The sequence below is a fragment of the Amycolatopsis sp. NPDC003865 genome, assembly GCF_053605345.1.
Genome location: NZ_JBSGJA010000001.1, coordinates 827,552 through 838,977 on the forward strand (window position 1 = coordinate 827,552; position 11,426 = coordinate 838,977).

Consider the following 11,426-nt stretch of genomic DNA (forward strand, 5'->3'; position numbering starts at 1 on the left):
TCGACCATTCCGGTGGAGCTCGCCGAGAAACTGCGACCGCTGACCGACATCCTGGTCCAGGAAGTGCAGGAAGAGATCCAACGCGCCGTCGGGGCGTACTCCCGCACCATGGACAACCGCATCCGCAAGACCCTCACGAGAGCCATCGAAACCGCCATCCACCAGTGCTTCGACGCCGTCGACGGGTCAGTCTCGGACTGGAGCGCCTGGCGGGCGGTCTTCCGCCGGGCCGGCGAGCTCGAGTTCATGGAGGGCCGGACCACCGAACCGCTGCAGGCCGCCGTACGGATCGGCGCGCGCGTCGTCTGGCAGCACATCAGCGCCCAAGCGCCCTCGATCGGCATCCCCACCGAGTCGTTGTTCGTCATCGCCGAAGCGATCTTCGCCTGGGTCGACGAACTCAGCACCGTCGCGATCGCCGGCCACCACGCGGCCCAGACCCGCGTGCGTGGCGAATGCGGCGCACCGGACCTCCCGGATGCCGCGCGCCGGCAGCTGGTGCGCATGATCCTTTCCGGCGAACCGGCGGACCAGGAGTGGATCCGCGCGCTGGCCGAGGCCGCGCGCTGGCCGATGCCGGACCGGCTGCTCGTCGTCGCCGTGGAACGACGCGACGAGAAGGACGACCTCCGCGACGTACTCGCGCGCCGGGAGGCGCTGGTCGACCTCGAAAGCTCCGCCCCCTGTGTGCTGCTACCCGATCCCGGTGAACACCGGCGGCCGATCGTGGACCTGCTGCGCGGGCGCCGTGGTGCCGTCGGGCCCGCGGTGAGCCCGGCTGAGGTCAACCGATCCCTGATCCAGGCCCGGCGGCTGCTCGGGCTCCTCCAGTTGCAGGGCAGGCCATCCGGCCGGATCGCCTGGTGCCAGGACCACTTGCCGACGTTGATGCTGCTGGTGGACCCGTTCCTGACCGGCCAGCTGCGCGAGCACACCGACGCCGCGTTCGCCGGGCTCACACCCAAACAGCGCCGGCGAATGGCGACCACCCTGCTGGCCTGGCTGCAAAGCCGCGGCACGCACAGCGAAATCGCCGCCAGCCTGGATGTACACCCGCAGACCTTCCGCTACCGGATCCACCAGCTGCAGGAACTGCTCGGCGACAAGCTGGCGGACCCGGACGCCCGGCTGACGCTCGAGCTGGCGCTGCGCGCGGACCTGCTGCTCGATCCCGATTCCCGGCCGGAGCGGTCACACCACTCAATCGATGACAACGCACCCGCGGCACCGCAGTGAGTGATTCACAAAAATCACGCACATCTTGACAGTTGAATTGTCACCACCTTACCGTTCCAGTCCGTCGATCATTTCCGAACGACGTTCGCGGTCACCTCATGGGAAAATTGTGAATCTTTCGGGCAAGACAATCGTGGTCACCGGAGGAGCGCGGGGAATCGGAGCCGCACTCGCCCACCGGTTCGTGACCGAGAAGCCGCGTGGCATCGTGGTTTCGGACGTTGACGCCGACGCGGCGAAAGCAGTGACCGAAACCCTACGCGCAACCGGCGCGGCCGTCGTCGCCGTCGCCGCGGACGTGACCCGGAAAGACGAGGTGGAAGATCTCGTCGCGACCACCGAAAACGAATTCGGCCCGGTCGACTTGCTCTGCTCGAACGCGGGTATCGCCACCGGAATGGGCATTCACGCGGCGCGTCCGGTCTGGGAGAGCGCCTGGTCGGTCAATGTCATGGGCCACCTCCACCTCGCCCAGGCGGTGCTGCCGAGCATGGCCCGGCGCCGGGCCGGACAGATCGTCATCACCGCGTCTGCGGCCGGGTTGCTCGGCCTGCCCGGCGACGCTCCCTACTCGGTGACGAAGAACGCCGCGGTGAGTCTCGCCGAGTGGCTGGCGGTCAGCTACGGGCATCTCGGAATCCGGGTGCGTGCCCTGTGCCCGCTCGGAGTGCGGACGGACTTGCTGATGGACGGCCTGCGAGTCGGCCACCGGGCAGCCCGCGCGGTCGCCGACTCCGCCGAAATCCTTGAACCGGCGGACGTCGCCGAAAGCGTCGTGACCGGCCTCTCCCAAGACTCCTTCTTCATCTTCCCGCACCGCGAGGTGGCCGCGCTGCACGCCGCCAAGGCCGCGGATCCCGACACCTGGATCCGGCGACACCTCGCCGCACCGCCGAGCCGTGACTGAGAAAGGGCTTTCCATGGGAGCAAGGACCGACTGGCCGTGGCCGGTCGTGGCGGTGACGCCGTGCGAGGTACCGGACGCGGTGCTGTGCGCTGCGGCGAGCCGGGCGGGAGCCCTGGGTGTGCTCGACCTCGGCCACGGCGACCGCCCGGCCCTCGACCAGCTCGACCGGGTCGGCGGGCTGGCAGGTGGCCGGCCGTTCGGCATCCGCGTGACGGCAGCCTGCGCCGCGTCCATTACCGACGTGGCGGCAGCGGCCGAGCCCGCCGTCGTCGTCCTCGCCGCCGGCGCACCCTGGCCGGTCGCCGACACCGCCGCGCACTGGCCAGTCGTCGTGGAAGTCACGTCGGCCGCCGAAGCCGAGGTCGCCTGGGCCGAAGGTGCACAGGCCCTGATCGCGCGCGGTTCGGAAGCCGGCGGCCGGGTCAGCGAACTCGGCACGTTCGTACTGTTGCAGCACCTCCTCGATGCCGGGACGCGACTGCCTGTGCTGGCCTGTGGCGGCATCGGGCCGGCCACCGCCGCTGCCGCCGCGGCCGGCGGGGCCGCGGGGGTTGTCCTGGACACCCAGCTCGCGCTGCTCGAAGAGTCCGGCTTACCCGAGCATGCTCAAGCGCACATCGCCGTGAGCGACGGCACCAACACCGAACTGCACACCGGGCGTCGGACACTGCCGCTGGGCGACGACAGCCGGCTGCCCGTGGGGCAGGACTGCTTCCTCGCGGCCGGATTCGCCGCCCGCTTCGGCACCACAGCGCGGGCGATCAGGGCAGTGGATCAGGCCTTTCACCGTCCGGTGGACAGCGAATGCCTCGCCATTGCACCGGGATCGCCGCTCGCCCGGGCGCTGGGCATCACGCTGCCGGTAGCCCAAGGCCCGATGACGCGAGTCAGCGACCAAGCCGGCTTCGCCCGTGCCGTCGCCGACGCAGGTGCCCTGCCCTTCCTGGCCCTTGCCCTGTCCTCGGCCGAGCAGACGGCAGCGATGCTCGAGGAGACCAGCGACCGCTTGGGCGACCGCCCCTGGGGCGTCGGTGTCCTGGGCTTCGCGGCGGAAGAGGTGCGAGCCGGGCAGCTGAAGGCCATCCGGGAGTTCCGCCCGTCCGTCGCCCTGATCGCCGGTGGCCGCCCCGATCAGGCCGCGGCCTTGGAGAGCGCCGGGATCGCCACGTTCCTCCACGTCCCCTCGCCCGCCCTGCTCCAGCAGTTCCTGGCCGCCGGCGCGCGCAAGTTCGTCTTCGAAGGCTCGGAGTGCGGCGGGCACGTCGGTCCTCGGACCAGCTTCTGCTTGTGGCAGGCGGTCATCGACGTCCTGCTCGACTTCGCGGCGGCAGGTGGTGCGGCCCACGAACTGCAGATCCTCTTCGCCGGCGGAATCCACGACGCACGTTCCTCGGCCATGGTCGCCGCTGCGACCGCCCCGCTGACCGAACTGGGCGCCGCGGCAGGGCTCCTGATGGGCACGGCCTATCTGTTCACCGACGAAGCCGTTGCGCACGGCGCGGTGCGGCCCCTGTTCCGGGAGCGAGCCGTCACCGCCGAGCGGACCGTCCTGCTGGAGACGGCACCCGGGCACGTCACCCGGTGCCTGCCCAGCCCGTTCACCGAAGAGTTCGGCTCGCTGCGCCGCCAACTACGGCGCCAGGGCACCGACGACCGCGAGGTGTGGCAACGCCTCGAAGAGCTCAACGTCGGCCGCCTGCGCATCGCGAGCAAGGGAATCCGCCGCGTCGGCAGCGAATTGGCCGATGTCGACGAGGCGGGCCAGCACGCGGAGGGTCTGTACATGGCGGGGCAGGTGGCGGTCCTGCGGTCGGCCACCACCACCCTCGCGACCCTCCACGCGGAAGTCACCACCGGCGCGGCCGAGTTCCTCGCCGCGCACGCCGCGCCTCCGGAGAAACCCGATCGCCCCACGGCGGTGAGGCCGCTCGACGTCGCGATCGTCGGCATTTCGGCGATGTTCCCCGGCGCGGCCGAACTGCCGGAGTTCTGGGCGAACATCCTCTCGGGGGCCGACGCGATCACCGAGGTGCCTGCCGACCGGTGGGATGCGGACCGGTTCTATGCCGAGGAGAAGGGCACCGACGACCACACGTACTCCAAGTGGGGCGGTTTTCTTCCGCGGATCCCCTTCGATGCGCTTCGCTACGGGATTCCGCCGACCGCGCTCGCCTCGATCGAGCCCGTGCAGCTGCTCGCCCTCGAAGCCGCCCAGCGGGCCCTGCGTGACGCCGGTTACGAAGACAAGCCGTTCGACCGCGACCGCACCAGCGTCATCTTCGGCACCGAGGCCGGCAGTGACCTCTCCCGCGCCAACACCCTGCGCATCATGCTGCGGACCTACCTCGACGACCTGCCCCCGGAACTGGACGAGCAACTCCCGAGGCTGACCGAGGACACTTTCCCCGGCAAGCTCGTCAACGTCATCGCGGGCCGGATCGCCAACCGCCTGAATCTCGGCGGCGCGAACTTCACGGTGGACGCGGCCTGCGGTTCGTCGTTGGCGGCGGTCGACGCGGCGTGCAAGGAACTGCTCGCCGGCAGCAGCGACGTCGTGCTGTGCGGCGGCGCGGACCTGCACAACTCGATCGAGGACTTCCTCATGTTCGCCTCGGTCGGTGCGTTGTCGCCGCGCGGGCGATGCCGGACCTTCGACGCCGAAGGCGACGGAATCGCCCTCGGCGAGGGCGTTGCCTGCCTCGTGCTCAAACGACTGGCCGACGCCGAACGCGACGGTGACCGCGTATACGCCGTCATCAAGGGCGTCGGCAGCGGCAGCGACGGCCGGGCCCTGGGGCTCACGGCCCCACGAGCTGAAGGACAACGGCGGGCACTGGAACGGGCCTACCGCGCCGCCGGCGTGTCCCCGGCCGAAGTCGGGCTGGTGGAAGCGCACGGCACGGGCACGGTGGTCGGCGACCGCACAGAGCTGACGACGATCACCGCGCTCTACCGCGAAGCCGGGGCGATGCCGGGTGGGTGTGTGCTCGGTTCGGTCAAGTCGCAGATCGGGCACACCAAGTGCGCGGCCGGGATGGCGGGACTGATCAAGGCCGCGCTGGCCGTGCACACCGGTGTGCTGCCGCCGACCAGGATCGAGACGCCCAACGCGGCCTGGACACCGGACAGCCCCTTCGCCTTCCGCACCCGGCCCGCGCCCTGGCTCGCCCCGGCGGCGAACCGGATTGCCGGGGTGAGCGCCTTCGGTTTCGGCGGCACGAACTTCCACCTGGTGCTCGCCGGGCACGGCACCGCCGACCTGAACCGGCACGGCCGGACTGCCTGGCCCGCCGAGCTGTTCCTGGTCCGCAGCATCGACCACGCCTCGGCCGTCCGCCAGCTGCAGCGGCTGCGCACCCTGCTGACCGCCAACGACACCAACGGCCGCCCGTGGGCGCTGCGCGACTTCGCCAAGACAGTGTCGGTGTGGAGCGCGCGCGAGCATTTCGGGGTCAAGTACGCGTTCGTGGCTACGACTCTCGACGAGCTGGCCAGGATCGTCGAAGCGCTGACCGCGGGGGAAACCCCGCCCGAGGTCTTCGTCGGTGACGACGCGGCGGCGGGCAAGGTCGCGGTGCTGTTCCCCGGCCAGGGCAGCCAGCGGCCGGGCATGCTGTCCGAACTGTTCGTGACGTTTCCCGACCTGCGCCGGATCGCCTGGCTGGGCGGCCCCGTTCTCGACCACGTGTTCCCCCCGGCCGCGTTCAGCCCGGACCAGAACCGCGCCCAGCGCGACCGGCTGCGCGACACCCGGTGCGCCCAGCCGGCGCTTGGCGTGGCGGGGCTGGCTGTGCACGAACTGCTGGTGCGCTCCGGCGTGCACGCCGACATGTTCGCCGGGCACAGCTACGGCGAGCTGGTCGCGCTCACCGCGGCGGGTGCGCTGGACCACGAGGCGCTCGTCTCGCTCAGCACAGCACGGGCCGAGTCCATCCTGGCCGCCGCCGGCGCGGACCCCGGCGCGATGGCCGCCGTGTCGGCCGGTTCCCCGGAGGTCGAGCGTGTACTCGACGGCCTCGACGGTGTCGTGATCGCCAATCACAACTCACCTGAGCAGACCGTCATCGCCGGCCCCACCCCCGCGGTCGAGACCGCGCTGGCGGTGCTGCGTGAAGCGGCTCTGCCGGCCACCTCGCTCCCGGTGGCGTGCGCCTTCCACAGTCCGGTGGTAGCGGAAGCCGGGCGCACTTTCGGCGACGTCCTGGCCGGCGTCGACTTCCGGGAACGCCACCGGCCGGTCTGGGCCAACCGGACCGCGGCACCCTACCCAGACGAAGTGGACGCTCCCCGGGCCGAGCTGGCGGCACAGATCGGCGCGCCGGTGCGCTTCGCCGACCAGATCGAGGCGATGTACGCCGATGGCGCCCGGATCTTCGTCGAAGCCGGGCCGGGTGCCGTGCTCGGCGGCTTGGTCGGCCGCATCCTGCACGACCGGCCCCACACCATGGTCAGTCTCGGCGACGACGGCCTGCAGGGATTCCTGACCGGTCTCGCCCGGCTGGCCGCGGCCGGGGTAGACGTCCGCGCGGGCTGGCTGCACCACGGCCGGCCCGGCCTGGACCTCACGTTCGCGGAGCCCCCGAAGCGTCCGCGGTGGACGGTCGACGGGCACCGCGTCCGCACCGTGGACGGTGCCGTGCTCCCCGGCGGGCTGACCCCGGTCCGCCGCATCCATCCCTTCTCAGCACCGAGGACGGACACCATGCCCGATCCACAGGGTCGTGACGCGCTCGTCGCGGACTTCCTCCGCACCAGCCGGGAACTCGTCACCGCGCAGCGCGACGTGATGCTCGGCTACCTGGGCGCGCCGGTCACGACCACCCTTGCCCCGTCCCCCAGCACAGCACCGGTCGTCGTCACTGCTCCGATCACGATCGCAGCAGCTCCCGAACCGGAAACCCCTGCCGAGCCGGATGCTCCGGCCGCCGACCCACTGTCCGTCGTCGTCGGGGTGATCGCCCGACGGACCGGCTACCCACCCGAGATGATCGACCCCGGCCTCGACCTCGAAGCGGACCTGTCCGTCGACTCCATCAAGCGCACCGAGATCGCCGGCGAACTGTCCAGTGCCGTAGGCGATGGCCGCGACCTGGTGGACGAGCTCGTCCGGAGCCGGACCGCCCGCGCGATGGCCGAGGTGCTCGGCGGAACCACGACCGCTCCCGCACCCGAACCGCCGGCCGACACCCCACCGCAGGTCACGGGCGACGAGCCGCGCCGGTTCGTCGAAGACCTCGTGGACGCTCCGGCCACGCCCGACCCGGCTGCCCTCGTCGGCACGACGATCGCCATCGCAGGCGGAAACCGGCTGCTGGCCGACGAGCTGGCGGGCCGCCTCTCCGCCAGTGGCGCCATTCCCGTCGTGCTCGACGACGACGAGCCGGTGGCCATCGACACGCCACTGGACGGCTTGATCTCCTTGCACGCCCTCACCACCGCCGAACCCGCGTTGCCCGAGATCTTCCCGCTCGTCGCGTCGGTGCTTCCTCGGGTGCGCTGGTGCGTGGCGGTCGCGGGCCCGAGCGGACGGGCCTGGGGTCTGCGCGGTTTCTTCCGGAGCCTCGCCCGGGAGTACCCGGACGTCCTCACCCGGCTCGTCGAGCTCACCGGTGCCCCCGACGAAGGCGAAATCGCCGAAATGGTGACCGGCGAGCTTCAAACCCACGAAGGAGGGCCCGTCGTCTGCTACACGCCGCAACGGCAGGTTCCCAAAACGACCCCGACGTCGCTGGGCGGGCTCGCCGCGACCGGTGCCGGTCCAGCCGGTGACGGCGCGGCCGAATTGACCGCGGCGGGGCTCGGCCCGGACTCCGTCATCCTGCTGGTCGGAGGCGCCCGTGGCATCACCGCCCGGGTCGCCGCGGAGCTCGCCGCCGCCACCCGGTGCCGGATCGAACTGGCCGGCCGTACCCCGGCTCCCACCGCCGCCGAACCCGAACCGGACAGCGTCGCCACGGCCACCGACCTGACCGCGCTGCGCAGCGCGGTGGCCGGTCTCGGCCACTTCGAACCGGCGGAGATCGACCGGCGCGCAAAGGACATTCTGGCCCGCCGGGAGGTACAAGCAACGCTGTCCGACATCCGCGGGCACGGAAGCGCGGTCGGCTACCACCCGGTGGACGTGACCGATGCCGACGCGGTCAGCCGGCTGGTCAAGCAGGTCCACGCCGAGCACGGACGCCTCGACCTGGTCGTCTTCGCCGCGGGAGTGATCGAAGACCGGCTGGTCGCCGACAAGGCTCCTGAGTCGTTTTCCCGCGTCTACCGCACCAAGGTCGACGGCGCCCGGGCCCTGCTCGACGCCCTCGAGGAACTGACCGAGCCGCCGAGGGTCGTACTCTTCGGCAGCATCGCGGCCGTCCTGGGCAACCGCGGGCAAGCCGACTACGCCGCGGCCAACGACGCGCTGGAAGGGCTGGGCGAGGCGTGGGCGAAGCGGAGCGGTACCCGCGCTCTGACCGTCCACTGGGGACCGTGGGCGCCTCGTGAACGGCACGGCGGCATGGTGAGTGACGAACTGGCCCGGTCCTACGCCGAACGCGGAATCAGCCTGCTGGCACCGGAGGCAGCGGTCCCGGCGCTGTTTCGCGAACTCGCGTGGGGCTTCTCGCCCGCGGTCCTCTACACAGCGTCGGCCTGGTAGGCGCGCATGACAACTTCGGCAGCCACGACCGACCGCGTACTGTTGCTCGCCGCGCCCGACCTCGACGGCATCTTGACCGCGCTCGACTCCCGCGAGCCGCGGAACGCGACCTACCGCGGACCGGGGCCGCGGCTGGGCCTCGTCGATCCCACTCCGGATCTGCTTGCCACCGCCCGGCGGCTGATCGCCCGAGGAACGCCGGTCCGCCGGCGCAGCGACCTGTGGTTCAGCCCGGCCCCGCTGCTGGCCGGCAGCGGACGCACCGCGTTCATCTTCCCCGGGCTCGAAGGCGAATTCGAGCCCCAGGTCGCCGACGTGGCCAAGCACCTGGGAACGCCGGTTCCCGAACTGTCGGCGAAGACACTCGGTCGCCACGGTGCGGCCGTCATGGCAGTGGGCCGGTTGCTCGACACGGCCCTGCGCCGCCTCGCGGTGCGACCCGACGCGGTGGCCGGGCACAGTGTCGGCGAATGGACGGCGATGATCACCGGCGGCATCGTGTCGGGGGCCGAGTTCGATGCTCTCGTCGACACTGCCGACCTCGACGCCCTGCGCGTACCCGGTGTCGAGTTCGCTGTCCTCGGCTGCGACGCGACCCGCGCCGAGGCGGCGATCGCCGACCGGCCCGACGTGGTGATCTCGCACGAGAACTCGACGAACCAGACCGTCGTGTGTGGACCGGCCGCGGCCCTGAGCGAGGTCACCGCGGCCCTGCGAGCCCAAAAGGTGATTTGTCGCCCCCTGCCGTTCCGGTCGGGCTTCCACACCCCCATGCTCGAGCCCTATCTCCGCTACTTCCGGGACGGGCTGCCCGCACTCCGGATGCGCCAGGCCACCACCCCGGTCTGGTCGGCCACCACGGCCGCCCCGTTCCCGGACGAACCCGACGCCGCACGTGCTCTGTGCCTGCGCCACCTGGTCGAGCGTGTCCGGTTCCGCCAGGTCGTGCGCGCCCTGTACACCGACGGAGTGCGGGCGTTCGTGCAGGCCGGGCCGGGGCAACTCGGCTCGTTGATCGACGACACGCTGCGCCACGATCTCGCGGGGGCGGAGTTCCTCGTGCTGGCTGCGAACTCCCCGCATCGTGCGGGTCTCGACCAGCTGCGCCGGTGCGCTGTCGCGCTGTGGACCGAAGGCGCCGATCCGGACTTCAGCGCGCTCGATCGGCCCGCACCCGCGGTGTCACGGCCGACGCCGGTCGCCGCGTCGCAGTCACCCGGCGCCGCGAAACCGCACCTCCCCGCGCCGGCCGGGGTCACCGGCCTCGCGGCGCTGGGAACTCCCCTGGCCGACGAGATGGCCCGCTTCCTCGATGACACAGCGACCTCCGTCGCCGCTGTCCTGCGCGCCGCCGGTCCGGCCGAATCCTTGGACGTCTCCCTCGCGGCAATGCCGTACCTGCTCGACCACTGCCTGATGCGGCAGCGCCCCGGCTGGCCCGACGTCGAAGACCTGCGCCCCCTGGTCCCGGCCACCACGATGGTCACGCACATGCTCGAAGCCGCCGAACGCGCCTATCCTGGCCTGACCGCTGTCGCGGCCGAAGACCTCACCTTCCACCGCTGGCTTCCGGCGTTTCCGCCGAGAAGGGTTCCGGTCACCGTCCAGCCCAGCGGCCCCGGCCGTGCCCACGTCCGCCTGGGTGAACACGCCGAAGGCACGATCGAACTGGCTCACACCCGGCCGCCGGCGCCCCCGTCGTGGGCCCCCGAACCGGGCGAGCGGTCCCCGAAGCTGGCCGCTCGCGACCTGTACGAGCAGGGCTGGTTGTTCCACGGCCCGGCGTTCCAGGGAATGACCCGATCGATCGCGGTCTCCGACCGGAGCATGCGCGGAGTGATCACCGTGCCCCCCGCACCCGGTGCGCTCCTGGACAACCTCGGCCAGTACCTCGGGCAGTGGCTGGTGGAAACCGTGCCGGACCGCTACATCGCGCTCCCCGCGCGCATCACCCGTATCGAATGGCACGCACCGGAACCTGCCCCCGGCTCCACCGTGGATTGCTTCGTCCGGGTCACCGGATTGGACTCGGACACGGTGACCATGGACGGGCAGCTCCGCCGGGAGGGAGTTCCGATCGTCTCCGTCCGAGGCTGGGTCGACCGGCGGTTCGACGGTGACGAGCGCACCGGACTGGTCCACCGCGAACCCGGCACCGCGACCCTGTCCGAACGCCGCACCGACGGGCTGTGGTCGATCACCGAACGCTGGCGGACCCTGTCCTCACGCGACTTCTACCTCCGCCGCTACACCAGCGCCGAGGAGTACGCCGAGTACGAGCGACTGCCCCCGATCGAGCAGCGGGCCTGGTTTCTCAAGCTCGCCGTGGTCAAAGACGCCGTCCGCGGCCGGCTCTGGGACGACGGCGCCGGCCCCGTCCACCCGGCCGAACTCCGCGTGCACCAAGACCCGTCCGGGCGGTGCCGGGTCACCGGCCGGCACGGGCTCGAAGTTCCCGACCTCGACATCGCCGTCGCCCGGCTGGGTGCCGCCGCGGTCGCGCGCGTCCGACCGGCCGGATCCACACCGAACCCGATCGAAATCGCCGAAGGACCGGCCCCGGCCGGTGGCACTGCGATCACCGCCGGCGCAGGCTCCCCCGGTTACCACGTCCTTTCCCACTGATCTCAGGAGAAACAC

General features: G+C 71.5%; 4 protein-coding genes. All 4 read left to right on the top strand.

Features of this window, described 5'->3' with window-relative positions; translation table 11 throughout:
* Positions 1–12: 12 nt before the first annotated feature.
* The 4 genes from ACWEVP_RS03645 (at position 13) to ACWEVP_RS03660 (ending at position 11,411) form a co-directional block, all read left to right on the top strand.
* Positions 13–1,236, top strand: a complete 1,224-nt coding sequence (locus ACWEVP_RS03645; protein ID WP_452061074.1) for a PucR family transcriptional regulator — start codon at positions 13–15, stop codon at positions 1,234–1,236.
* Positions 1,237–1,369: 133 nt separating this feature from the next.
* Entirely contained in the window at positions 1,370–2,143 is a 774-nt protein-coding gene (locus ACWEVP_RS03650) for an SDR family oxidoreductase (protein WP_452061312.1), read from the top strand.
* Positions 2,144–2,156: 13 nt separating this feature from the next.
* Complete coding sequence (locus tag ACWEVP_RS03655; RefSeq protein WP_452061075.1) at positions 2,157–8,786, top strand: SDR family NAD(P)-dependent oxidoreductase; 6,630 nt, start codon at positions 2,157–2,159, stop codon at positions 8,784–8,786.
* 6 nt (positions 8,787–8,792) lie between these two features.
* On the top strand, positions 8,793–11,411 hold the full coding sequence (locus ACWEVP_RS03660; protein WP_452061076.1) for an acyltransferase domain-containing protein: 2,619 nt from the start codon (positions 8,793–8,795) through the stop codon (positions 11,409–11,411).
* Positions 11,412–11,426: the final 15 nt, after the last annotated feature.

Coding starts and splice junctions, on each gene's coding strand:
- ACWEVP_RS03655 (WP_452061075.1), top strand. CDS start 2,157: ATGGGAGCAAGGACCGACTGGCCGTGGCCGGTCGTGGCGGTGACGCCG.
- ACWEVP_RS03660 (WP_452061076.1), top strand. CDS start 8,793: ATGACAACTTCGGCAGCCACGACCGACCGCGTACTGTTGCTCGCCGCG.